Raw genomic sequence first — 23,957 nt, 5'->3', positions numbered from 1 at the left:
GAATGGAGGGACGTGTCGCGCTCCAGCCGGATGCACTAGAGCGGTGCACAAACGGGGAGCTAGTATAGAGGCCATTACTGAACAATGGCGACAGGCGATTGGGCTTTTCGGGTAAGTTTTTCCGATTATTTCTTGACCGTTAGTCGACTGCGCGTGTCAGAGTCTTTACCGGATGTAGGACGTTTGCCTTGAAAGGTGAGGCAATCGCCACCACATTGAGCACAATCCAGGTTTTTTCTTGCGCGACACCGGTCGTTTGCGGTCGTCCCCGTGGTGCTCCGCTTTACTCGGAATGCCGCGATCCCAGAGGTGTATATGTCCGAATTCCAGCTCGTCACCCGCTTCGAGCCCGCCGGCGATCAGCCGGAGGCCATTCGCCAATTGGTCGAGGGCATCGAAGCCGGCCTGGCGCACCAGACGCTGCTCGGTGTGACCGGCTCGGGCAAGACTTTCAGCATCGCCAATGTGATCTCGCAAATACAGCGCCCGACGCTGGTGCTGGCGCCGAACAAGACCCTCGCCGCGCAGCTTTACGGCGAGTTCAAGGCGTTCTTCCCGAACAACGCCGTCGAATACTTCGTTTCCTACTACGACTACTACCAGCCCGAAGCCTATGTGCCGTCGTCCGACACCTTCATCGAGAAGGATGCGTCGATCAACGACCACATCGAGCAGATGCGCCTGTCCGCGACCAAAGCGTTGCTGGAGCGCAAGGACGCGATCATCGTCACCACGGTGTCGTGCATCTACGGTCTGGGTAGCCCGGAGACCTATTTGAAAATGGTCTTGCACGTTGATCGCGGCGACAAGCTCGATCAGCGCGCACTGCTGCGGCGTTTGGCTGACCTGCAATACACCCGCAACGACATGGATTTTGCCCGTGCGACCTTCCGTGTGCGCGGCGATGTGATCGACATTTACCCGGCGGAATCCGATCTGGAAGCGATCCGCATCGAATTGTTCGATGACGAAGTTGAAAGTATTTCCGCGTTCGACCCGCTGACCGGTGAAGTCATCCGCAAGATGCCGCGCTTCACCTTCTACCCGAAGAGCCACTATGTGACGCCACGGGAAACCCTGCTCGACGCCATCGAACACATCAAGGTCGAACTGCAGGAACGCCTCGAATACCTGCGCAGCAACAATAAACTGGTCGAAGCCCAGCGGCTGGAGCAGCGCACCCGTTTCGACCTGGAAATGATCCTCGAGCTGGGTTACTGCAACGGCATCGAAAACTACTCGCGCTATCTGTCTGGACGTCCGGCCGGTGCCGCGCCGCCAACCCTTTACGATTACCTGCCGGCGGATGCCTTGCTGGTGATCGACGAATCCCACGTCAGCGTGCCGCAGGTCGGCGCGATGTATAAGGGCGACCGTTCGCGTAAGGAAACCCTCGTTGAATATGGCTTCCGTCTGCCGTCAGCGCTGGACAACCGGCCAATGCGGTTTGACGAGTGGGAAGGGGTCAGCCCGCAGACCATTTTTGTCTCGGCGACCCCGGGCAATTACGAAGCCGAGCACGCCGGGCGGGTGGTCGAGCAAGTGGTACGGCCGACCGGTCTGGTCGACCCGCAGGTAGAAGTGCGCCCGGCGCTGACTCAGGTCGACGATCTGCTCTCGGAAATCAGCAAACGCGTGGCGGTCGAGGAGCGGGTGCTGGTCACCACGCTGACCAAACGCATGGCCGAAGACCTCACCGATTACCTCGCCGACCACGGCGTGCGTGTGCGTTATCTGCACTCGGACATCGACACCGTCGAGCGGGTCGAGATCATCCGCGACCTGCGCCTTGGCACCTTTGATGTGCTGGTCGGGATCAACCTGCTGCGTGAAGGCCTCGACATGCCGGAAGTGTCGCTGGTGGCGATTCTCGACGCGGACAAGGAAGGCTTCCTGCGTTCCGAGCGCTCGCTGATCCAGACCATCGGCCGTGCGGCGCGTAACCTTAATGGTCGGGCGATTCTGTATGCCGATCGCATGACCGGTTCGATGGAGCGGGCGATTGGCGAAACCGAGCGGCGTCGCGACAAGCAGATCGCGTTCAACCTGGAAAACGGCATCACCCCGCGCGGTGTGATCAAGGACGTCGCCGACATCATGGAAGGCGCCACCGTGCCGGGCTCGCGCAGCAAGAAGCGCAAAGGCATGGCCAAGGCCGCCGAAGAGAACGCCAAGTACGAAGCCGAACTGCGCTCGCCGAGTGAGATCACCAAGCGTATTCGTGCGCTGGAAGAGAAGATGTATCAGTTGGCGCGGGATCTGGAGTTTGAAGCGGCGGCGCAGATGCGTGACGAGATTGCCAAACTGCGCGAGCGGCTTTTGGCTGTTTGATCTTCATTGCCTGGGCGGGCCTCTTCGCGAGCAGGCTCGCTCCCACCTTGGATCTATGTCGTTCACAAAACCCCTGTGGGAGCGAGCCTGCTCGCGAATGGCGGCAACGCGGTCTTAATGAGATTCCCCAGCCTTCAGCCCCTCCGGCAATTTCTTGGTCAACAAAATCGCCAGCATGCTGATCCCCAACGCAATCCCGACAAAGTGAAACGCATCGTTGTAAGCCATGATCGCCGCCTGCTGATGGACGATCTCACTCAACTTGCCCAACGCTGCCGTGTCACTGCCAAACCGATCGGTCATCGACGCCAGCCGTTCCGCCACCTGCGGATTGGTCGGCACCACCGCCTCGCGCAAATAGTCGAAGTAAGTCTTGGTGCGCGCATCCAGCAGCGTCGCCAGCAGAGCAATACCAATCGCGCCGCCCAGATTTCGCAGGATATTGAACAGACTCGACGCCGACCCTGCGTCCTGCGGCAGGATGTACGCCGTGGCGATCAGCGAAATGGTCACCATGATCAACGGCTGCCCCAGCGCGCGAATAATCTGAATCTGATTGAACTGCGGCCCGGCGAAATCCGGGTTGAGCACCCCGGACGAAAAACTCGCCAGACCAAACAAGCCAAACCCCAGCGTGCACAGCCACTTCGGCGAAATAATCTTCATCAGTTTCGGCACCAGCGGAATCAGAAACAGCTGCGGCACGCCCATCCACATGATCACTTCGCCGATCTGCAGGGCGTTGTAGTTCTGAATCTGCGCCAGGTACAGCGGCAACAGATAAATCGAGCCGTACAACCCGACACCCATGCCCAGGCTGGAAATACTCGACAACCCAAAGTTGCGATTGCGCAGAATGCCCAGGTTGATCAGCGGATTGGGTTTGGAGATCTGCACGATCACAAAGGTGATCAGACTCACCAGCGCGATGCTGCCCAGCGTCACGATCAGGCTCGATTCCAGCCAGTCCTTGCGATGACCTTCTTCCAGAAAAACCTGCAAGCAACCAAGACCAATGCCGAGCGTGAGAATGCCGGTGTAGTCGGTGCTTTTCAGTAGTTCCCAGTGCGCTTCTTTCTTCTCCAATCCGTACATCAACCCGGCGATCATGATCAGGCCCGGCGGGATGTTGATATAGAAGATGTATTCCCAGCCCCAGTTTTCCGTGAGCCAGCCGCCCAGCGTCGGGCCGATCGATGGGGCGAAGGTCGCGGTCATGGCGAACATCGCCATGCCTTTGGCGCGGTGGTGTTCGGGGAGTTTGATCAGGGTCAGGGTGAATGCCAGCGGGATCAGCGCGCCGCCGGTAAAGCCCTGCATGGCGCGAAAGACGATCATGCTCTCCAGGCTCCAGGCCATCGAGCACAGCAGCGAAGAAACCAGAAAGCCCAGCGACACCCACACCGCCAGACGCCGCGCCGAGAGCAACTGCACCAGCCACGCGGTCAGCGGGATCATGATGATTTCCGCGACCAGATACGACGTGGAAATCCACGAGCCTTCTTCCAGCGTCGCCGACAAGGCGCCCTGAATATCTTTCAGCGACGAGTTGGTGATCTGGATGTCGAGCACGGCCATAAAGGCGCCGAGCATCACGCTCATCACCGCAATCCAATCGCGCCGGGTCGGCTCGCCGACCGGGCGGATCAGTGAATCACCGGCCATTGTCCGGAGCGTCTTTGATGTTCACGGTGGCGGTCACCGACATGCCCGGACGGATCTTGCCGTGCAGCGGGTTGTCGGCCTTGAAGGTCAGTTTCACCGGAATCCGCTGCACGACCTTGGTGAAGTTGCCGGTGGCGTTGTCCGGCGGCAGCAGGCTGAACTGCGCGCCGGACGCGGCGAACAGACTATCGACTCGCGCTTCGATCGGTGTGTCGCCATACGCGTCGAACGTCAGTTCGGCTTTTTGTCCAGGTTGCATATGACCGATCTGGGTTTCCTTGAAGTTGGCCTGCACCCAGATGTCTTCGTCCGGGACGATCGACAGCAGATAAGCGCCGGCCTGCACCACTTGACCATTGCGCGCAGCGCGCTGGCCGACCAGACCGCTGATCGGCGCGTGGATTTCGCTGCGGGTCAGGTTGAGTTCGGCTTGCGCGAGATCGGCGCGGGCGTTGGCAATCTGCGCGTCGAGGCGTTTGATTTCCGCGTTCAGGGCGTTGATCTGTTGACGCTGGCCCTGTGCGTCAGCCTGCGCCTTGGCCACTTGCGAGCGGGCAATGTGGGCGTCAGCGGAGAGGGTGGTCACGCGCTCTTCGGAAACATAACCGGGTTTGCGCAGGGTTTCAGCACGCGACAAGTCCATTTGCGAGCGGCCAAGTGTCGCTTGGGTGGTCGCCACTTGCGCGTCGCTGGCGGCGATCAGGCTCGATTGCTGAGTCAATTTGCTTTGCGCTTGCAGACGTTCGGCTTCGCGGGTGGCGAGCGCGGCATTGGCGCGGTCGATGGCCAGGCGGAAATCATTAGGTTCAAGGCGCACCAATAACTGGCCTTTTTCCACGTGCTGATTGTCCTGCACCAACACTTCATCGATGCGCGCGCCCAATTGGCTCGAGACACGGGTGATCTCACCCTGGACATAAGCGTTGTCGGTGCTTTCATAAAAGCGTCCCTTGAAAAACCAGTGGGCAAAAAAGCCCCCGGCGATCAGCAGGACGAGCAGCAGGAAAATCAACAGGCGACGCTTGAGTTGGGCAGGCATGGGCAAACTGTAGTCGAGGAATTGTAAGGAAAGTTATCAGCAGGCAAATCTGGCATATAGCCGATCAACGGTAAATGCCATCCGCTGATATTTGCCCATTCACCACGACTTAGCGGCGTTCCAGAGGCAAACTTGGCTTAAATGCCCTGTCTGCTGGAGCGGGGCGGGTGTCGCCTGTTACCATTCGCCGCTTGATTGTTTTGCTTTTCATTCTTTTCGAGACATGCCATGACCACCGTCCGCACTCGCATCGCGCCATCGCCTACCGGGGATCCCCACGTAGGTACCGCTTACATCGCATTGTTCAACTACTGCTTTGCCAAGCAGCATGGCGGTGAGTTCATCCTGCGGATCGAAGACACCGACCAGTTGCGTTCGACCCGCGAGTCCGAGCAGCAGATCTTCGACGCCCTGCGCTGGTTGGGTATCGACTGGAGCGAAGGCCCGGACGTCGGCGGCCCGCATGGCCCGTATCGCCAGAGCGAGCGCGGCGAGATCTACCAGAAGTACTGCCAGCAACTGGTCGACATGGGTCATGCGTTCCCATGCTTCTGCACCGCTGAAGAACTCGATCAGATGCGCGCCGAGCAAATGGCTCGCGGCGAGACCCCACGTTACGACGGCCGCGCGCTGTTGCTGTCGAAAGAAGAAGTCGCGGCCCGTCTGGCCGCTGGCGAACCCCACGTGATCCGCATGAAAGTGCCGAGCGAAGGCGTTTGCGTGGTGCCGGACATGCTCCGTGGTGATGTCGAGATCCCGTGGGATCGCATGGACATGCAAGTGTTGATGAAGACCGACGGCCTGCCGACGTACTTCCTCGCCAACGTCGTCGACGACCATTTGATGGGCATCACTCACGTCCTGCGCGGCGAAGAGTGGCTGCCGTCGGCGCCCAAACTGATCCTGCTGTACGAATACTTCGGCTGGGAGCAACCAGAGCTGTGCTACATGCCGCTGCTGCGTAACCCGGACAAGAGCAAGCTGTCCAAGCGCAAGAACCCGACCTCGGTGACGTTCTACGAGCGCATGGGCTTCATGCCTGAGGCGATGCTCAACTACCTCGGTCGCATGGGTTGGTCGATGCCGGACGAGCGCGAGAAGTTCTCGCTGCAGGAAATGGTCGATAACTTCGACCTCAAGCGTGTCTCGCTGGGCGGGCCGATCTTCGATATCGAGAAGCTGTCGTGGCTCAACGGCCAATGGCTGCGTGATCTGCCGGTGGAAGAGTTTGCCAGCCGTCTGCAGACCTGGGCGCTGAACCCGGAATACATGATGAAGATCGCACCGCTGGTGCAGGGCCGCGTTGAAACCTTCAGCCAGGTTGCACCGCTGGGCGGGTTCTTCTTCGCCGGTGGCGTTAACCCGGATGCCAAGCTGTTCGAATCGAAAAAGCTCTCGGGCGATCAGGTTCGTCAGTTGATGCAGTTGATCCTGTGGAAGCTGGAAAGCCTGCGTCAGTGGGAGAAGGACAACATCACCGCGACGATTCAGGCAGTGGTCGAATCGCTGGAATTGAAACTGCGTGATGCGATGCCGCTGATGTTTGCCGCAATCACGGGGCAGGCGAGTTCGGTGTCGGTGCTTGATGCCATGGAAATCATCGGCCCGGATCTGACCCGTTATCGTCTGCGCCAGGCGATCGACCTGCTGGGCGGCGTGTCGAAGAAAGAAAACAAAGAGTGGGAAAAGCTGCTGGGCGCTATCGCTTAAGCACGCCTGACTCTGCAGGAACCACCGAAGGCCGGGATCTTTTGATTCCGGCCTTCGGCGTTTTTCCCCCCGAATTTACGGGGGAGGGCGGTAAGTGATTGTTATGCCGACGAAAAACTTTGAAATTTTTCAAAAATAAGTTTGACAGGCTTTCGATACGCCCTTAAGATTCGCCCCGTCCTCAGCGATGACATCAACGATGAGGGGCTATAGCTCAGCTGGGAGAGCGCCTGCATGGCATGCAGGAGGTCAACGGTTCGATCCCGTTTAGCTCCACCAATTTACACTTCGAAGCCTGGCCACACCGGCTCCGAAGCGATCAACACTCAGCGTTGATCAGTTGTATAGAAGGGTTTGCGTCCCCTTCGTCTAGTGGCCTAGGACACCGCCCTTTCACGGCGGTAACAGGGGTTCGAGTCCCCTAGGGGACGCCAGTTTTACAGAAGCGATGTTGCAAAATGTCGCTCCGCCGCGAGGCGAAAAATCCGGGGCTTTAGCTCAGCTGGGAGAGCGCCTGCATGGCATGCAGGAGGTCAGCGGTTCGATCCCGCTAAGCTCCACCAATTTACAAGTTCAAGGTCTGGCCACACCGGCCTTGAATCGATCAGTTCTCAGCGCTGATCAGTTGTATAGAAGGTTTGTGTCCCCTTCGTCTAGTGGCCTAGGACACCGCCCTTTCACGGCGGTAACAGGGGTTCGAGTCCCCTAGGGGACGCCACGATTACCCGCTCTGCGGGATTTTATAAGGGTCATTCAATTATTGAATGGCCCTTTTGTTTGTCTGGCGTTTGGCCAATTCTCCTTTTTCCTTACACTGTGCTTCAGACCAGCGGTCATATCCTTGACTTGCAGAATATTATTATGCGAATAATATTCTAGTCGTAATATTCGGAGGCAACGATGAACGATAAAAAAGCTCAAACCCGCGAACGCATCCTCAAGGCTGCCAGCGCCGCACTGATTCAGCGCGGCCCGGCTGACCCTAGCGTGGGCGAAGTGATGGGCGCAGCCGGCCTCACCGTCGGTGGCTTCTATGCGCACTTCGAAAGCAAGGACGCGATGATGCTCGAGGCGTTCAAGCAATTGCTCGGTCGCCGCCGCGACCTGATTGCCGACATGGATACCGAATTGACCGGCGAAGAGCGCCGCGCCCTGGTCGCCGCGTTCTACCTGTCGCGCAAGCATCGTGATTCCAGCGACGCCGCGTGCCCGATTCCAGCGTCCATCGGCGAATTGGGTCGTTTGCCGGAATCGTTCCGCATCGCGCTGAACGAACACCTGGAGTTGATGATCGCGCAGTTGGCGTCCAGCCCTGAGGACACCGACAAAGCCCTGGCCGACGTGGCCTTGATGGTGGGTGGTCTGGCCCTCGCAAGGGCGCTGGGCCCGGGAGATTTATCCGATCGATTGCTGCGCGCTGCCAAGTCGGCGGTGCGTTGACCTGAAGGCAGCACGCCTGAGGAGAGAGCGATGAACACGTTGAAGTGGGTTCGTGGCGTTAATGGCACCTTGGGCTGGATTGCACCGCAACGGGTAGCGAGCAAAATGCGTCTGGCGTTCATGACGCCACGTTCGCTGCCGCTAAGGGATTGGGAGCTGCCGCTGCTGGCCAGTTCCGAACGCATCACTTTGCGCTTCGGTCTCTCGGCGCTGCGCTGGGGCCAAGGTCCGACGGTGCTGCTGATGCACGGCTGGGAAGGGCGGCCAACCCAGTTCGCCGCGCTGATCACCGCGCTGGTCGATGCCGGTTATACCGTCGTCGCGCTCGATGGTCCGGCCCACGGGCGTTCGCCGGGGCGTGAAGCCAACGTGGTGTTGTTCGCTCGGGCGATGCTCGAAGCCGCTGCCGAGTTGCCGCCACTGCAAGCGGTGATCGGTCACTCCATGGGCGGCGCCAGCGCCATGCTCGCCGTGCAATTGGGCTTGCGCACCGAAACCCTCGTCAGCATCGCCGCGCCTGCACGCATTCTTGGCGTACTGCGCGGATTTGCCCGCTACGTCGGCATGCCGCCCCGGGCCCGTTCCGCTTTCATCCGTCAGGTCGAGCAGGATGTCGGGATGCGCGCCGCGACTCTCGACGTTGCCCACTATCAACTGGATATGCCTGGCCTGATCGTGCATGCCGAGGACGACAACTTCGTCTCGGTCAAAGAGTCGCAACTGATCCACGAATCCTGGTTCGACAGCCGCTTACTGCGTCTTGAAGGTGGTGGTCATCAGCGCGTGCTGGCCGACCCGCGGGTGGTTGATGGCGTGTTATCACTGCTGGCCGGCCGCAGCCTTCAGGCGCGCCAATCGGCGTAAGCTCCGTTACACTGCCCCGGTTGAATACATTGACCGGGAGTGGGGCATGGGCTGGGATCGAGCAACGCCGTTTACCATTGATCTGCAAGTAGGCGCCGAGGACATCGACGGGCTGGGCCATGCGAACAACGCGGTGTACGTGACCTGGCTCGAGCGTTGCGCCTGGCGCCACTCGCAGCGTCTGGGCCTGGATCTGGTCGAGTATCGGCGACTGGATCGGGCGATGGCCGTGGTCCGTCACGAGATCGATTATCTGGCCGCCGCCTATGAAGGCGACGAACTGCAATTGGCGACCTGGATCGTTGATTGGGATCAGCGCCTGAAAATGACCCGGCATTTCCAGCTCAAGCGCCCGAGTGACAACACCACGCTGTTGCGCGCGCAAACCACGTTTGTCTGCATTGAACTGTCCACGGGTAAGCCCAAGCGCATGCCGGCCGAGTTTATCGAAGGCTACGGCCCGGCGATCCTGCTCTCAGAGTCTGCGCAAATCTAAATTGTAGGAGTGAGCCTGCTCGCGATAGCGGTGTACCAGTCGATGCAGATGTGACTGACACACCGCTATCGCGAGCAGGCTCACTCCTACAAGGGAAATGTGTTGTTCTGCGGATTTGTGCGTAATCCAGTAAACTGCCGCACGTTTTTCTTCAAGTAGTGTTTTCCCATGCAAATTGCTCTGGCGCCCATGGAGGGGTTGGTCGACGACATTCTCCGCGATGTGCTGACCCGCGTTGGCGGCATCGACTGGTGCGTGACCGAATTCATTCGCGTCAACGACCAGTTGCTCACGCCGGCCTATTTCCACAAGTTCGGCCCGGAGTTGCTCAACGGCGCACGCACCGCGTCCGGTGTGCCATTGCGCGTGCAATTGCTCGGTTCCGACCCTGTATGCCTGGCGGAAAACGCTGCACTGGCCTGCGAACTCGGCTCCGAGGTGATCGACCTCAACTTCGGCTGCCCGGCTAAGACCGTCAACAAATCCCGTGGCGGCGCCGTGCTGCTCAAAGAGCCGGAACTGCTCAACCAGATTGTCGAGCACGTGCGCCGCGCCGTACCCGCGCATATTCCCGTCACCGCAAAAATGCGCCTCGGTTTCGACAGCCCCGACGGTTCGCTGGTCTGCGCCACGGCGCTGGCCGAAGGCGGCGCCGAGCACATCGTGGTCCACGCCCGAACCAAAATGGACGGCTACAAACCGCCGGCCCATTGGGAGTGGATCCCGCGCGTGCAGGATGTGGTCAAAGTCCCGGTGTTCGCCAATGGCGATATCTGGAGCGTCGAAGACTGGCGCCGCTGCCGCGAAATCAGTGGCGTGGAAGACATCATGCTCGGTCGCGGTCTGGTGTCGCGCCCGGATCTGGCCAAGCAGATCGCTGCCGCCCGCGCCGGCGAAGAAGTGGTCGAGATGACCTGGGCTGAGCTGATGCCGCTGATCCAGGACTTCTGGCTGCAAGCCAAAGCGCAGATGACCGCACGCCAATCGCCGGGCCGTTTGAAGCAATGGCTGGCCATGCTGAAGCGTAATTATCCTGAGGCTGCCGAGCTGTTCACCGTACTGCGTCGTGAGACCGAGCCGGATCATGTCTCGCGTTTGCTCGGTTTGCCGGTCGCCGAAGCGGCCTGAAAAAAATCTGCAAATACTCTCTTGAAATCATTTCAGCGGTCCCTATCTAAGGGTTACGCGATGCCGAATTCGGGTCGCGGAATCAAAAAACCTTGCTGATTGTTTTCAGGAGATTTGAACCATGAGTACTGCATTTTCCCTCGCGCCACTGTTCCGTTCCTCGGTAGGTTTCGACCGTTTCAACGACCTGTTCGAAACCGCCCTGCGTAACGAACCAGGCAGCAGCTACCCACCTTACAACGTCGAAAAGCACGGTGATGACCAGTACCGTATCGTCGTTGCCGCCGCCGGTTTCCAGGAAGAAGACCTGGAGCTGCAAGTCGAGAAAGGTGTGCTGACCATCAGTGGTGGCAAGCGTGATGCCAACGAAGGCGTGACCTTCCTGCACCAGGGCATCGCCCAGCGTGCGTTCAAGCTGTCCTTCCGTCTGGCCGATCACATCGAGATCAAGGCTGCCGATCTGAGCAACGGTCTGTTGAGCATCGACCTGCTGCGGGTGATCCCGGAAGAAGCGAAAGCCAAACGCATCCCGATCAACGGGGTGCAGAAGCCGGCCTTGCAGCACTGAGTCATGTGCCGCAACACAATCGTCTGAACAGACGATGAGCCGCTGAATGAAGGCCCCGATACGTCGGGGCCTTTTTTGTGCGCGCAAGAAAACCGTTGTTCGGCTTTGCCGCTGGCGGCGGTTTCTCTACAATCCGCCGCAGTTTTGCCGACCCCCATTCCTCACCGGTCGGCCTGGAGCCTTTTTTCATGGACGAGATTCAACAGCGCTGGCTGTGCGCTTTGTCTGCGCCAATGGCGGCGATCAATACCGGCGCCAGCTACGACGACCCCGCGTTCTGCAATGATCGCTACATTGATCTGCAGGACAGTTGGGGGATCGATGACCGTGGCCAGCTGTTCGACATGCTCGTACGGATGACCGACGACGGCCATGCCAAGCACCTCAGCGCGGCCTACTTGGCGTGGCAGCGTTGTCTGCCAAGTGAATGGCAGGCTCTGCTCGACGACCTGAGTCCTCGTGAACGCACCCTGCATGAGTTTGCCAGCCGCACCTTCGGCAGTTGTGGGCCGGGCGGGATTTTGTCCTGGGACTATGGCCGCATGGGTTTTCTCCTGCGCTGCGCGGTGCGCAATCAGTGGGTCGACCTGGACGAAAGCAACTGGCTGCACAGTCGTTTGGCCCTCAGAGCGCAGTTTCACTACGGTAGCTGGATGGCTTACTTCGACGGCTTTGTCGTGGGCCGGACCTTTTGGTCCTGCCTGAGTGCCAGCGACGATGAGCTGGCGCGCGAACTCGATCGACAAGGCGCCAACGCCCTTAACCTGCGGATTGCCCGTGGGCTTGCCGAAAACATTCCTCGGTTCCTTGCTGATTTGCCGTGGCATATGGAAATCGATTTGCCGCCACGCCCGGCATCGCTCAAGGAGTTCGACTGGTCATGAGTTGCTGGATCCGCCTGGGCATCGAGCCTACTAACGACGAAACCCTGATTCGCAATGCCTACCGCGCACGCTTGCCGGCCCATCACCCGGAGACCGACCCGCAAGGCTTCCAGGCGCTGCGCATGGCCTACGAAAACGCCCTGCGTCTGGCGCTTGAAGACGACGAAGAAGAGCCCGAGGACGAGGACGAGTCCCAAGCCTCAGAACAGACTGTCGTTGAGGTCCCTCCGGTGTTCGGGGATTTTTGCGAGCTGCTGGATGATCCCGCGCGCCGGTTCAATTTCGCCGCGTGGCAGGCCTTTGTCCGAGGACTGGATGAGCTGTCGCTGGACGTGCTCGATGAGCTCAGCTGGCCGCTGTACCACCGGATGGCCGACGCCGGTCCGTTGTCGTACCGCTGCGCGAATCTGTTGGCCAAGCGTATGGCCTGGGATCAACAGTTGCTGGATCTGGGCTTCGACGACGCGCATCAGGTGGGCTTCTTTCTCCAGCGAATCGAAACGCCGGACCCGTTCGACACGGATCTGATGTGCACCTGGTCAGAGGCAGCCCAGACTGAATCGCTGTGGTACGCCCGTAGTCTCGACTTCATCTTCAACCAGCGTCCACTGCAGGAGTTCGCCGACTTCGCCAGTCAGCATACCTGCCTGCCGTTGCCGGAGGATGCCGCGTTCCTCAAGCGTCTGTTGGTGCAGTTCACTCAGGCAGGTATTGGCGGGCCGACGTTTTTGCAGTGCTGTGTCGAACAGCAGCTTGCTGCACCGGATGATGTCGACTGGCTTTACCTGTTGGCCTGTCAGAGCAGTCTGCTGGGCCGGGACGATCAGGCATTGCCGTGCTGGATCCGGCTGTGGAACGAGCACCGCCATCCGATGGCTGAAAGTCGTCTGCTGGAAATGTGCGCCAAGCGCCAGCCGACTTTTCTGCCGCTGCTGATTCAGGCATTCGATCGCTTGCAGGGCATCTCTGACTGGTCAGAGGATCTTGCCGATGACGGCCAGGTGTATGGCAGTCCGTCACAACACCCCGAGACGCTGAACCGTTGGCTGGGTGTCGGGCGGTTAAAACTTGAGAGCCTTGCGCAAAGCTTTGTCGATTGGCGCATAAGCGGTGATGAGCTGCCATTGCTCGCGCAATTGCTGGGCGAAAATGCCGACAGCCGATTGTTGCATCTGTACCGGCATGCCTGGTCGCTGCATCGGGGTGAGGCGACGTTGTTGCAGCAGATTGTGGATGCACCGCTGCCGATCGATGCCCTCGAAAGCCTGGTGATGAGCGGGTTCAAATATCAGGCAGAGCAACATTTGCGCTGGTTGCGCAGGGCACCGATTGCGCTGGCCATGAGCGCGTTCAGCGATGCGGATTCAGGTTCGCGGCCATTGCCGCAGGTGCTGACCAACGGCGAGCCGCATAAGGTCTGTCGTCTGTGGTTGCGTCGCTTGCGGCCTTACAGCGACGCTGCGCTGGAACGACTGGCAGACGCGTTCACGCTGGCCGCGGTCAAAGATGATTGCGACTTGTCCGAGCTCGACTTGACTCTCCAGTTGAGCCGGCGCGGGATTCCGTTGCCGCCGGTCGGGCTGGGTGAGGCCACTTGGGAGTGGCATGCGCAGACCTTGTTTTTGCTGGCGTTGCTGGAACAACCCGAACGCTGGTTGCAGTTGATTGACGCGCAGTGCGTTGAGCGCCTGCCTTTCAATCCGGCCCATCCCTTGAGTCGCCTGCAACCCTTGTTGCGGCGCTTGCAGCGTGAGCAAGGCCACTGCGCCGGTTTGCTCGGATGGCTGCAAGGCAATGACCCGGTACACGGCTTGTTGGTGCAGCAATTGTTCAGCGTACAGCAGGCACTCGACAGTGTCCGGTTGCCGGCCAATAGCCTGCTTTACACCTGCCTCGAAAGTGATCGTGCGGCCTGCGGCGACGATTTGCTGGGTTTGATGATGTTCTGGGGCGTGCTCTATCACGATCCGAGCCTGAGTGCCGAGCAGCATCGCGCGTTGTTGCAATCGATCGCGGCGATCAGTTGTGAAGACGCCTGGTTCGAAGGCTTCCGCGACGGTTTGATCAAAGGCGAACCGGTGTGGCCGCCGCGCAAAGTGCTGACGGATTTTGGTGTCGACAAATTGCTGGCGTATGAAGCGCTGGATGCGCTCAAGGGCTTGATTCGTTATGGCGCTGCCGGCGTGCCGAAAACGCGCGTCCTGCGTCAACTGCAACAGGGCAAGGACGATGTGCAGAACAGCGTTGGCCTGCACCTGGCCTTGTGCGCGTTATTGTCCTGGTCGGAACGATTACTGCTGGCGAAAAGCGATGTGCAGCCGGTACCAGCGACAGCGATCTGGCGCTTGGGATCGCGGTTGGGGCGCAAGGCTTTTATCGCTCAGGTCTTGGGGTGTTTGGTGATTGCGCCGGTGGCAGGGTTGATCAGCGGCACCACGGGCGCTGGCATTCTTATCCTGCTATTGGCCGTGCTGCTGGTGTTCGGCGCCATTCTGCGTCGATTGCACGACATGGGCCGAGGCATTCCGACGCTGCTGATCTTCATGGCGCTGACGCCGGTTCTGCCATTTTTGCCGTTGGTGTTGTTCGGGCTTGCCGGTGACAAGTTGCCCAACCGCTATGGTGTGCCGCCGGACAGCGGCGATACCGAGATGCTGTCCGGCGGCCTGCAGGCTGCCTTGCGGCGTCTCAACGGCTAGAGACGCAGTTGATCCAGCGCCTTGTTCAGCTCTGTGCGATGGCTGGCAATCTCTGAGGGTTGCTGGCCGCCGAGCACGGTGGTGAAGTTGTGCAGCCATTCGGCAATGTGCTCGCGTTGCGTGCCCAGACTCTGCATCCATGCCCGTTCCAGACGAGCCAGCAATGTGCGGTTGGGCAGTGCATCGCGTGGATGGACCTTCAGCGTCGACAGCCGGTTATGGCTGTCGCGGCGCGCTTGCTCGTCCAGACCGGTGGGGCTGCGATCAATGCTGTGACTGTGACGCTCGCCGGTTTCGAGCAGGGTGACGTCGACTTCGAGCAAACCGTTGATGTCATAGCTGAAGCGCACGTCCAGTTCCTGGATGTGTTGAGTAGGCGTCAACGTGACTTCGAAAGCATCAATCAGAATGTTGTCGCACACCCACGGCCGTTCACCCTGATAGACGGCGATGCGCAGCACTGTTTGCTTCGGTTGGGTGGTGTAATAGCGCTCCACCCTTGACGTCGGAATGATGGTGTTACGTTCGATGATGGGCGAGAAGGCACCTTTGATGTCTTCGCCACGCATGGTCGCAATCCCCAGCGTATACGGGCAGACATCCGTCAGAATCAACTCTTCAACCGCCCCGTCGCGCGCCTTGCACGCCGCTTGCGTCGCCGCCCCGAGCGCAACAATGGTATCCGGATCAAGATGCCGGTAAGGCAGGCGCCCGAACAGCGTCGCAACCATTTGCTGCACGGCCGGCATGCGCGTGGCGCCGCCGACCAGTACCAGGCTGTCGAGGTCGCGAGGTTTGAGTCGGGCATCGCGCAGGGCTTGCTCGATCGGCGCGCGCAAACGCGCCAGCAACGGTTCCCAGATTTTTACCGCCGCCGCTTCGTCCAGTGACCATTCGAAGGTCTTGTCGGCGTGGCGCCAGCTCAGGTGTTGAGTGTCTTCGCCGAGTTTGCATTTCAGTTGCTCAAGCGCATCACCGAGGCTGGCCATGCTTTGCGCATCGACCATGGCCGGGGTCAGTTGCCAGTGTTTCAGGCTGGCCTGCAACAGCGCGGCCGTGAAGTCTTCGCCGCCGAGAAAGTTGTCGCCGGTGGAGGCGTGCACTTCGATCAGCGGCAAAGCGTATTCCAGCACCGTAACGTCGAAGGTGCCGCCGCCCAGATCGAAGATCAGCGTGCGTTCGAACTTCTGTTCATGCAGTCCGTAAGCCATGGCGGCGGCGGTCGGCTCGTTGATCAGACGCGTCACCGAAAGCCCGGCCAGTTCGGCGGCAAACAGTGTGCGTTTGCGTTGTTCATCGCTGAAATACGCCGGCACGGAAATCACCGCTTCCGACACCGCGTGGCCGAGAAAGGCTTCGGCGTCCTGCTTGAGTGAGCCCAGCACCAGCGCCGACAACTCCTCCGGGCTGAACTGACGTGTGCCGAGCTGAACTTGTTTATCGCTGCCCATGAAGCGCTTGAATGCTGCAGCGGTTCGTTCCGGGTGCGTGGTCAGGCGGGCGCGGGCGGCTTTGCCGACCAGAATGGTGTCGTCTTCATCGAGGCTGACCACCGAGGGCGTCAGCACATCGCCCAGAGCGTTGGGAATCAGCCGGGCCTGACCGTCCTGCCAGACGGCGATCAGACTATTGGTGGTGCCAAGGTCGATGCCCAGCAGAGCCGGGCGGGGGAGGGTTGCATCCTGCATGACAGATCTCGAAACGGCGCAAAAACCGCGACCCTACAGGTTGCCGCAAAGCGTGGCAATTGCGCGTCTGTTGCAACGTGCACCGGTTATGGCAGGAGCTTTTTCAGATCCTCCAGCGCAACCGGTCGACTGTGCAGATATCCCTGATACAAATGGCAGCCCAAACCTTGCAGGAACGCCAATTGTTCCGGGGTCTCCACACCTTCGGCAATCACCTCCAGTTCAAGACTGCGCGCCATGGCAACGATCGCGCGGATGATCTCGGCATCGTTCGGATCGGTCGTCGCATCGCGGATAAACGATTGATCGATTTTCAGCGTGTCCACCGGCAGGCGCTTGAGGTAAGTCAGCGAGGAATAACCGGTGCCGAAGTCATCCATCGCAAAGCTCACACCGAGCTTTTTCAGCCGGCGCATTTTGCTGATGGTGTCTTCGAGGTTCTGGATGACGATGCCTTCGGTGATTTCCAGTTTCAGCAGCGAACAGGGCAGGCCGTGGCTGCTCATGCTGTGCTCGATGCGCTCGACGAAGTCGTTCTGGCGGAACTGCCGTGGACTGATGTTGACGCACAGGCTGAAATTCAGCGGATCGACCAGCTTCAGCGCGATCAATTGTTTGAAGGCATTGCAGGCCTCGTCGAGGATCCAGGTGCCGACTTCGAGAATCAGGCCGCTGTCTTCCAGCACCTTGATGAACTCGGTAGGTGACTGCGCGCCCAGTTCCGGGTGATTCCAGCGCACCAGGGCTTCGGCACCGATGATGCGGTTGTCGCGGGCATCGACCTGCGGCTGAAAGTGCACGTTGAACTCACCGCGCGACAGCGCCAGACGCAAGTCAGTCTCCATGCGCAGCCGCTCGCTGGCGGCTTTCTGCATGGTGTTGTGGTACATCTGCGTGGTGTTGCGCCCGGAATCCTTGGCTCGGTACAGCGCGATGTCGGCGCGCTTGAGCAGGTCGGTCGGCGTCGAGCCGTGATCGGGGATCAGCGCCACGCCGATGCTCGGCGTCACTTGCAGGCGCTGGCCGTCGAGGAACATCGGTTCCGAGAGCAATTCACGCAGGGTGTCGGCCAGATTGCGCACTTGTGTGCTGACTTCGTTGCGCGAGCCTTCGAGGCCGCTGAGCAGTACGACAAACTCATCGCCACCGAGGCGCGCGACCGTGTCTTCCATGCGCACGCTGGCTTCGAGCCGCGCGGTAATGATCTTCAGCACGGTGTCGCCGACCGGATGGCCGAGAGAGTCGTTGATGTGCTTGAAGTGATCGAGGTCGAGAAACAGCAAGGCGCCGCGCAGGTTGTGGCGCTTGAGCAGGGCGATCTGCTGGCTCAGGCGATCCATCAGCAAGGCGCGGTTGGGCAGATTGGTCAGTGGGTCGTGATAGGCCAGGTGACGAATCTGCGCTTCGGCGTTTTTCAGCAGGCTGACGTCCCGCGCGGTCAGCAGCAGGCACGCGGTTTCATTGAGAGTGATCGGCTCGACCGAGACTTCCACCGTTAGCATCTCCCCGCGTTTGTTGCGCCCGAGCATTTCCTGATGGTGCACGCGGCCCTTGATCTGCAACTCGGCGAGTAACGCCGAACGCTGTTTCTCTTCAGCCCAGATCCCCACCTGATAAACCGTTTTGCCCACGACCTCTTCGGCACGATAGCCAGTGAGACGGCAAAAACCGTCGTTGACCTCCAGATAGCGCCCGGTGTCGCGCTCGGTGATGGTGATCGCGTCGGGGCTGGAGTGGAACGCCTTGGCGAATTTCTCCTCACTGGCTTTCAGCGCCGCTTCCGAGCGCTGCTGCTGGGTGATGTCGCGCAGAGTGGTGACGATACAAGGCTGATCGCCGACGCTGATCTGCCGACTGGAAATCACACAGGTCAGCGACTGGCCGTCCTTGTGCTGAACGATGATCGCGACATTGCTCAAGCCCTGTTCGCGGATGACCCGTTCGATGCGTTGCAGGCTTTTCGCCGAGGCATCCCACAAGCCGATTTCTTCAGCGGTGTGGCCAATCACGTCGGCGGCGCTCCAGCCGAAAGTCTGGGTAAAACTGTTATTGATTTCGATGAACTCGCCACTGTCCTGGCGGGTCACGCAGATCGGGTCCGGGCTGACCTGGAACAGCGTGGCGAATTTCTCTTCCGAGGCCACCAGTCGTTGCTCGCGCTCGACCTGATCGGTGATGTCGAGCAACGTGCCGGCCATACGCAGCGGCGCGCCGTTGTCGTCACGGTAAAGGCGGGCGCGGCTTTCCAGATAACGCGAACTGCCGTCCGGCAATTGCACGCGATAGGTCAGTTGATAGTTGCCTGCCGGGCCTTCGCGCAGGCTGCGGTAGGCGTCGCGCATGCTGTCGCGCTCTTCGCCGGGCACGCCCTCGAAAAACTCTTCAAACGATTCATGAAACGGTATCGGTTCGAGCCCGTGCAATTGCGCGGCCCGCGCCGAGCCGTAGAGCATGCCGCTGGGGATGTGCCAGTCCCAGGTGCCGAGCTGTGCCGAGTCCAGTGCCAGATCGAGGCGTTCCTGGCTGTCCTTCAAGGCGTGTTCGGCAGCTTTGCGTTCAGTGGTGTCGAGGAAGGTGCTGAGCAGATACGGCTGACCTTCAAGTTCGACTTTCTGCGCACTGAGAATGCCGTCGTGAATCTGCCCGTTACTGGCGCGAAACTGCACCTCCATGCTGATCAATTCGCCCTTGGTGTTGGTCTTCTTGACCAGTTCGCCGCGCTGTTCGGGGTGTACCCACAGGCCCAGTTCCAGCGTGGTGCGGCCAATAGCGCTTTGTACCGGCCAGCCGAACAGGCTTTCGAAATATTGATTGGCCTCGCTGATCAGGCCGTCTTCCTGGCGGGTCAGCAAGACCATGTTCGGGCACAGGTGAAAAAGTGTCGCGAAACGTTTCTCCGAGCTGCTCAGGGCCTGTTCGCGTTGGCGCTGGTGGGTGATTTCACGAATCACCCCGATCATTCGGGGGCGGCCGTGTTTATCCGGCAGCAGGCTGCCGCTGATCTCCAGCCAGTGCAGGCTGCCGTCGGGCCAGCGAATGCGGTGGTGCATCGCCTGTTCCAGCGGCGCGCCGGCAATCACCGCGTGGAAGGCGCGGACGGTTTTCGCGCGGTCTTCCGGCGGCAGTAGGTCGAGGTATTCCAGATCTTTGGGCAGCGGTTGCCGAGGATCGAAGCCGAACAATGCCTGGGTGCCACGGGACCAACTGATCTGCCCGCGCTCGATGTCCCAATACCAGGCGCCGAGCCGCGCGCCGTTGAGCGCCGCCAGCAATTGCGGCGCGCTTTCCCAGCTCTGCTCGGAATGACGCGGGTCAATCGCCTGAATACGCGGCATCGGCGGAATTCGGTCAACAGATTTCGGCATTGTGGACAGGCCTTGAGCTGATGGTGGCGTTAGGCACAGGAGCAGCGGCTCTATAGGAGTAGCACAAGTTGGCCTCAACTCCCTGGCAGATCGATTTGTGCATCCAGCAAGGCCATGAAGGCCCGTGCCGCATTCGAGAGCGTCCGTTCAGTGTGCAGGATATAGCCTAGCTGGCGACTGAGCTGTATGCCCGGCAATACGATGCTTGCCACCTGTTCATCGAGCATGGTGCGTGGCAAAACGCTCCAGGCCAGACCGATCGAGACCATCATCTTGATGGTTTCCAGGTAGTTGGTGCTCATGGCGATGTTCGGCGTCAGCCCTTGGGCCTCGAACAAGCGTTGGACAATATGGTGGGTAAAGGTGTTGCCACCGGGGAAAACCGCCGGATGACCGGCAATGTCCGCCAGATTGACCGGGCCATTGCTGATCAGCGAATGCTCCGGGGCGACCACAAAATCCAGCGGGTCATCCCACACCGGTGTGGCTTTGACCAGTGTGTGTGGCTCAGGCGCGAGGGTGATGACCGCTAATTCTGCGCGGCCGTGGAGAATTTCTTCGTAGGCCACTTCCGAATCAAGGAACTGAATATCCAGCGCAACCTGTGGGTAACGGCGAGTGAATTCCCTTAGGAGTGGCGGCAAACGGTGCAAACCGATGTGGTGACTGGTGGCCAGCGTCAGGCGACCGCTGACTTCGCCGGTGAGGTTGGTCAGGGCGCGGCGGGTGTCATCCAGCACGTTGAGAATCTGATACGCCCGTGGCAGCAGGGCGCGGCCAGCCTCGGTCAGGCCGACTTCACGGCCCAGTCGATCGAACAGGCGCACCTTCAATTGCTGCTCCAGCCCGGCGATGCGTTTGCTGATCGCCGGTTGTGTCAGGTGCAGGCGTTCGCCGGCACCGGAGAAGCTGCCGGTCTCGGCAATCGCGATAAAAGCGTTGAGGTTGGCCAGATCCATGTTCGTATTCCAGTTGGTTATCCAAAGCATAAAAAATATGAATTTGAGTTATTTAATCTAACCCCATAGGATCGGCCTCACAAGCCAAAGGGTTATTGATAAGCCCAGGGCATAGAAACAAGCTGATGAGGAACCGTCTGATGGCCGGCAAAACGCTCTACGACAAGCTCTGGGATTCGCATTTGGTCAAGCAGCGCGACGATGGCTCGGCGCTGATCTACATCGATCGTCACATCATCCACGAAGTGACCTCGCCGCAAGCCTTTGAAGGCCTGCGTCTGGCCGGGCGCAAGCCTTGGCGCATCGATGCCAACATCGCGACCCCGGACCACAACGTACCGACCACCCCGGAGCGCAAGGGCGGCATCGAAGCCATTGCCGACCAGGTCTCGCGTTTGCAGGTTCAGACACTCGACGACAACTGCGATGAATACGGCATCGTCGAGTTCAAGATGAATGACGTCCGCCAAGGCATCGTCCATGTGATCAGCCCGGAGCAGGGCGCGACCTTGCCTGGCATGACGGTGGTTTGCGGCGACTCGCACACCTCGACCCACGGTGCGTTCGGCGCTCTGGCGCACGGTATCGGCACTTCCGAGGTCGAGCACGTGCTCGCCACCCAGTGCCTGGTCGCGAAGAAAATGAAAAACATGCTGGTGCGCGTTGAAGGGCAATTGCCGTTCGGCGTGACCGCCAAGGACATCGTCCTCGCGGTGATCGGCAAGATCGGCACCGCCGGCGGTAACGGCCACGCCATCGAATTCGCTGGCAGCGCGATCCGCGACTTGTCCGTCGAAGGCCGCATGACCATCTGCAACATGTCCATCGAAGCCGGCGCCCGCGTTGGCCTGGTGGCAGCGGACCAGAAGACTGTCGATTACGTGAAGGGCCGTCCATTCGCACCGAAAGGCGCCGAATGGGACATGGCCGTCGAAGCTTGGAAAGACCTGGTTTCCGATGACGACGCCAAGTTCGACACCGTGGTTGAGCTCGACGCCGCACAGATCAAGCCGCAAGTCAGCTGGGGCACTTCGCCGGAAATGGTTTTGGCCGTTGATCAGAACGTGCCGGACCCGGCCCAAGAGATGGATCTGGTCAAACGCGACTCGATCGTCCGTGCCTTGAAGTACATGGGTTTGACCGCCAATCAGGCGATCACCGACATTCAGCTGGATCGCGTGTTTATCGGTTCCTGCACCAACTCGCGGATCGAAGACTTGCGCGCTGCGGCGGTGATCGCCAAGGGCCGCAAGGTCGCTTCGACCATCAAGCAAGCGATCGTGGTGCCGGGCTCGGGTCTGGTCAAGGCGCAGGCAGAAGCCGAAGGTCTCGACAAGATTTTCCTCGAAGCCGGTTTCGAATGGCGTGAGCCGGGTTGCTCGATGTGCCTGGCGATGAACCCGGACCGTTTGGAGTCCGGCGAGCATTGCGCCTCGACGTCGAACCGTAACTTCGAAGGCCGTCAGGGCGCCGGTGGCCGTACCCACCTCGTCAGCCCGGCCATGGCGGCGGCGGCAGCGGTGAACGGTCGTTTCATCGACGTTCGTGAATTGATCTAAAGGAGCGCAGCATGAAAGCTTTTACCCAGCACACTGGTCTTGTCGCGCCTTTGGATCGTGCCAACGTCGATACCGACCAGATCATTCCGAAGCAATTCTTGAAGTCGATCAAGCGCACCGGTTTCGGCCCGAACCTGTTCGACGAGTGGCGCTACCTCGATGTCGGCCAGCCGTATCAGGACAACTCCAAGCGTCCGCTGAACAAGGACTTCGTCCTCAACGCCGAGCGTTACCAAGGCGCCAGCGTTTTGCTGGCTCGCGAGAACTTCGGTTGCGGCTCCAGCCGTGAACACGCGCCGTGGGCGCTGGAAGAATACGGTTTCCGCAGCATCATCGCGCCGAGCTATGCCGACATCTTCTTCAACAACAGCTTCAAGAACGGCTTGCTGCCGATCATCTTGAGCGACGCTGAAGTCGATGAATTGTTTAAGCAAGTTGAGGCCGAGCCGGGCTATCAATTGCAGGTCGATCTGCAGGCGCAGACCGTGACCCGTCCGGATGGCAAGGTGTACAGCTTCGAGATCGATGCGTTCCGCAAGCACTGCCTGTTGAACGGTCTGGACGATATTGGCCTGACCTTGCAGGACGGCGATGCGATTGCGACGTTTGAGGCCAAGCATCGGGTCAGCCAGCCGTGGTTGTTCCGCGACGCGTGATTTGCGTATGGCGAATGGCGCCATCGCGAGCAGGCTCACTCCTACATTTGAAATGCGTTCCCCTGTAGGAGTGAGCCTGCTCGCGATGAGGCCCTCAAAAGCACCACAAGACTCACCCTAAAAAGGAAGTCCCCAATGACCAGCACCGCCCAACACACCCAGGTCGTACAAAAGCAATTCGGTGAACAGGCCGCCGCCTACCTGAGCAGCGCCGTTCACGCTCAAGGCACCGAATTCGCCCTGCTACAAGCTGAGCTGAAAGGGCAGGGCAACGCCCGGGTGCTGGACTTGGGTTGCGGCGCCGGTCACGTCAGTTTTCACATCGCGCCGCTGGTCAGGGAAGTGGTTGCCTACGACCTGTCGCAGCAAATGCTCGACGTGGTCGCCGCCGCTGCCGTTGATCGGGGGATGAGCAACATTGCCACGGTCAACGGCGCCGCCGAGCGTCTGCCGTTTGCCGATGGCGAGTTCGACTTCGTGTTCAGCCGTTATTCGGCGCATCACTGGAGCGATCTCGGTGTGGCTCTGCGCGAAGTGCGTCGGGTGCTGAAGCCCGGCGGTGTGGCGGCGTTCGTTGACGTGTTGTCACCGGGCAGCCCATTGTTCGACACTTACCTGCAAAGCGTCGAAGTGCTGCGCGACACCAGCCATGTGCGCGATTATTCCGCCGCCGAATGGTTACGTCAGGTCAGCGAGGCCGGTTTGCATGTGCGCAGCACCACGCGTCAGCGCCTGCGTCTGGAATACACCAGCTGGGTTGAACGCATGCGCACACCGGAAGTGATGCGCGCCGCGATCCGCCAGTTGCAGCAGTCGATGGGCCACGAAGTGCGCGAATATTTTGAGATTGATGCCGACGGCTCGTTCAGTACAGATGTCATCGTGCTGATGGCCGAGCGATAAGAA

17 protein-coding genes and 4 tRNA genes are annotated in these 23,957 nt (G+C 60.0%); 16 read left to right on the top strand and 5 right to left on the bottom strand.

The features are described 5' to 3' along the window. Positions 1-315: 315 nt before the first annotated feature. A complete protein-coding gene (gene uvrB, locus KBP52_RS08020) occupies positions 316-2,331 on the top strand; it encodes an excinuclease ABC subunit UvrB (RefSeq protein WP_007913411.1) in 2,016 nt (671 codons plus the stop codon). A gap of 114 nt (positions 2,332-2,445) precedes the next feature. Here uvrB and KBP52_RS08015 read toward each other — a convergent pair whose 3' ends face one another. After that, a complete protein-coding gene (locus KBP52_RS08015; RefSeq protein WP_185057818.1) occupies positions 2,446-3,936 on the bottom strand; it encodes an MDR family MFS transporter in 1,491 nt (496 codons plus the stop codon). Positions 3,937-3,985: 49 nt separating this feature from the next. Beyond that, the gene (locus KBP52_RS08010) at positions 3,986-5,035 is read right to left on the bottom strand and encodes an HlyD family secretion protein (protein ID WP_212622562.1); all 1,050 of its coding nucleotides are present in this window, start codon (positions 5,033-5,035) and stop codon (positions 3,986-3,988) included. Between the two features lie 228 nt (positions 5,036-5,263). On the opposite strand from KBP52_RS08010, the gene gltX reads away from it, so the two are divergent. The 12 genes from gltX (at position 5,264) to KBP52_RS07950 (ending at position 14,824) form a co-directional block, all read left to right on the top strand. Beyond that, positions 5,264-6,745 carry a glutamate--tRNA ligase gene (gltX, locus tag KBP52_RS08005; protein WP_077571914.1) on the top strand — a complete coding sequence of 494 codons (1,482 nt, stop codon included), beginning with the start codon at positions 5,264-5,266 and terminating at the stop codon, positions 6,743-6,745. Between the two features lie 203 nt (positions 6,746-6,948). Next, positions 6,949-7,024: transfer RNA gene (locus KBP52_RS08000), tRNA-Ala, on the top strand. A gap of 79 nt (positions 7,025-7,103) precedes the next feature. Beyond that, positions 7,104-7,179, top strand: a tRNA-Glu gene (locus KBP52_RS07995). A gap of 53 nt (positions 7,180-7,232) precedes the next feature. Beyond that, positions 7,233-7,308: transfer RNA gene (locus tag KBP52_RS07990), tRNA-Ala, on the top strand. A 79-nt stretch (positions 7,309-7,387) separates the two neighbouring features. Continuing rightward, a tRNA-Glu gene (locus KBP52_RS07985) sits at positions 7,388-7,463 on the top strand. Positions 7,464-7,645: 182 nt separating this feature from the next. Further along, the gene (locus KBP52_RS07980; RefSeq protein ID WP_077571915.1) at positions 7,646-8,185 is read left to right on the top strand and encodes a TetR/AcrR family transcriptional regulator; all 540 of its coding nucleotides are present in this window, start codon (positions 7,646-7,648) and stop codon (positions 8,183-8,185) included. A 30-nt stretch (positions 8,186-8,215) separates the two neighbouring features. Next, positions 8,216-9,049: an alpha/beta fold hydrolase gene (locus KBP52_RS07975; RefSeq protein WP_007913423.1), complete on the top strand. Its 834-nt coding sequence runs from the start codon at positions 8,216-8,218 to the stop codon at positions 9,047-9,049. Positions 9,050-9,095: 46 nt separating this feature from the next. Further along, entirely contained in the window at positions 9,096-9,545 is a 450-nt protein-coding gene (locus tag KBP52_RS07970) for a thioesterase family protein (protein WP_064389119.1), read from the top strand. Between the two features lie 168 nt (positions 9,546-9,713). Beyond that, a complete protein-coding gene (locus KBP52_RS07965) occupies positions 9,714-10,673 on the top strand; it encodes a tRNA-dihydrouridine synthase (RefSeq protein ID WP_212622561.1) in 960 nt (319 codons plus the stop codon). Between the two features lie 121 nt (positions 10,674-10,794). Beyond that, complete coding sequence (locus tag KBP52_RS07960) at positions 10,795-11,241, top strand: Hsp20 family protein (RefSeq protein ID WP_016985252.1); 447 nt, start codon at positions 10,795-10,797, stop codon at positions 11,239-11,241. A 188-nt stretch (positions 11,242-11,429) separates the two neighbouring features. After that, positions 11,430-12,125: a DUF1266 domain-containing protein gene (locus KBP52_RS07955; protein WP_137218003.1), complete on the top strand. Its 696-nt coding sequence runs from the start codon at positions 11,430-11,432 to the stop codon at positions 12,123-12,125. Continuing rightward, on the top strand, positions 12,122-14,824 hold the full coding sequence (locus KBP52_RS07950; RefSeq protein WP_212622560.1) for a DUF805 domain-containing protein: 2,703 nt from the start codon (positions 12,122-12,124) through the stop codon (positions 14,822-14,824). Before KBP52_RS07955 ends, KBP52_RS07950 begins: the two co-directional genes overlap by 4 nt. Here KBP52_RS07950 and KBP52_RS07945 read toward each other — a convergent pair. The 3 genes from KBP52_RS07945 to KBP52_RS07935 all read right to left on the bottom strand — a co-directional run bounded on the left by KBP52_RS07945 (position 14,821) and on the right by KBP52_RS07935 (position 20,836). Beyond that, positions 14,821-16,512 (bottom strand): molecular chaperone HscC, encoded by a 1,692-nt coding sequence (locus KBP52_RS07945; protein ID WP_212622559.1) that lies wholly within the window; start codon positions 16,510-16,512, stop codon positions 14,821-14,823. The genes KBP52_RS07950 and KBP52_RS07945 overlap by 4 nt on opposite strands. 86 nt (positions 16,513-16,598) lie before the next feature. Next, entirely contained in the window at positions 16,599-19,877 is a 3,279-nt protein-coding gene (locus tag KBP52_RS07940; protein WP_212622558.1) for a PAS domain S-box protein, read from the bottom strand. A gap of 74 nt (positions 19,878-19,951) precedes the next feature. Continuing rightward, positions 19,952-20,836, bottom strand: coding sequence for a LysR family transcriptional regulator (locus KBP52_RS07935; RefSeq protein WP_077571921.1), 885 nt, complete (start codon positions 20,834-20,836; stop codon positions 19,952-19,954). A gap of 140 nt (positions 20,837-20,976) precedes the next feature. On the opposite strand from KBP52_RS07935, the gene leuC reads away from it, so the two are divergent. The 3 genes from leuC to KBP52_RS07920 all read left to right on the top strand — a co-directional run bounded on the left by leuC (position 20,977) and on the right by KBP52_RS07920 (position 23,954). Continuing rightward, positions 20,977-22,395 carry a 3-isopropylmalate dehydratase large subunit gene (leuC, locus tag KBP52_RS07930; RefSeq protein ID WP_186624656.1) on the top strand — a complete coding sequence of 473 codons (1,419 nt, stop codon included), beginning with the start codon at positions 20,977-20,979 and terminating at the stop codon, positions 22,393-22,395. A gap of 11 nt (positions 22,396-22,406) precedes the next feature. After that, a complete protein-coding gene (gene leuD, locus KBP52_RS07925; protein ID WP_007913445.1) occupies positions 22,407-23,051 on the top strand; it encodes a 3-isopropylmalate dehydratase small subunit in 645 nt (214 codons plus the stop codon). A gap of 135 nt (positions 23,052-23,186) precedes the next feature. Next, on the top strand, positions 23,187-23,954 hold the full coding sequence (locus KBP52_RS07920) for a class I SAM-dependent methyltransferase (RefSeq protein ID WP_212622557.1): 768 nt from the start codon (positions 23,187-23,189) through the stop codon (positions 23,952-23,954). The last annotated feature ends 3 nt before the right edge of the window (positions 23,955-23,957 follow it).

Origin of the sequence: Pseudomonas sp. SCA2728.1_7 (assembly GCF_018138145.1) — a bacterium.
Lineage (GTDB): Bacteria > Pseudomonadota > Gammaproteobacteria > Pseudomonadales > Pseudomonadaceae > Aquipseudomonas > Aquipseudomonas koreensis_A.
This window is presented reverse-complemented; position numbering and strand designations above follow the sequence as displayed.

What these genes read in the sequence shown, in the direction of transcription:
- uvrB (WP_007913411.1), top strand. Translation starts at nt 316, where the DNA reads ATGTCCGAATTCCAGCTCGTCACCCGCTTCGAGCCCGCCGGCGATCAG.
- KBP52_RS08010 (WP_212622562.1), bottom strand. Translation starts at nt 5,035, where the DNA reads ATGCCTGCCCAACTCAAGCGTCGCCTGTTGATTTTCCTGCTGCTCGTC.
- gltX (WP_077571914.1), top strand. Translation starts at nt 5,264, where the DNA reads ATGACCACCGTCCGCACTCGCATCGCGCCATCGCCTACCGGGGATCCC.
- KBP52_RS07980 (WP_077571915.1), top strand. Translation starts at nt 7,646, where the DNA reads ATGAACGATAAAAAAGCTCAAACCCGCGAACGCATCCTCAAGGCTGCC.
- KBP52_RS07975 (WP_007913423.1), top strand. Translation starts at nt 8,216, where the DNA reads ATGAACACGTTGAAGTGGGTTCGTGGCGTTAATGGCACCTTGGGCTGG.
- KBP52_RS07970 (WP_064389119.1), top strand. Translation starts at nt 9,096, where the DNA reads ATGGGCTGGGATCGAGCAACGCCGTTTACCATTGATCTGCAAGTAGGC.
- KBP52_RS07965 (WP_212622561.1), top strand. Translation starts at nt 9,714, where the DNA reads ATGCAAATTGCTCTGGCGCCCATGGAGGGGTTGGTCGACGACATTCTC.
- KBP52_RS07960 (WP_016985252.1), top strand. Translation starts at nt 10,795, where the DNA reads ATGAGTACTGCATTTTCCCTCGCGCCACTGTTCCGTTCCTCGGTAGGT.
- KBP52_RS07955 (WP_137218003.1), top strand. Translation starts at nt 11,430, where the DNA reads ATGGACGAGATTCAACAGCGCTGGCTGTGCGCTTTGTCTGCGCCAATG.
- KBP52_RS07950 (WP_212622560.1), top strand. Translation starts at nt 12,122, where the DNA reads ATGAGTTGCTGGATCCGCCTGGGCATCGAGCCTACTAACGACGAAACC.
- KBP52_RS07945 (WP_212622559.1), bottom strand. Translation starts at nt 16,512, where the DNA reads ATGCAGGATGCAACCCTCCCCCGCCCGGCTCTGCTGGGCATCGACCTT.
- KBP52_RS07940 (WP_212622558.1), bottom strand. Translation starts at nt 19,877, where the DNA reads ATGCCGAAATCTGTTGACCGAATTCCGCCGATGCCGCGTATTCAGGCG.
- KBP52_RS07935 (WP_077571921.1), bottom strand. Translation starts at nt 20,836, where the DNA reads ATGGATCTGGCCAACCTCAACGCTTTTATCGCGATTGCCGAGACCGGC.
- leuC (WP_186624656.1), top strand. Translation starts at nt 20,977, where the DNA reads ATGGCCGGCAAAACGCTCTACGACAAGCTCTGGGATTCGCATTTGGTC.
- leuD (WP_007913445.1), top strand. Translation starts at nt 22,407, where the DNA reads ATGAAAGCTTTTACCCAGCACACTGGTCTTGTCGCGCCTTTGGATCGT.
- KBP52_RS07920 (WP_212622557.1), top strand. Translation starts at nt 23,187, where the DNA reads ATGACCAGCACCGCCCAACACACCCAGGTCGTACAAAAGCAATTCGGT.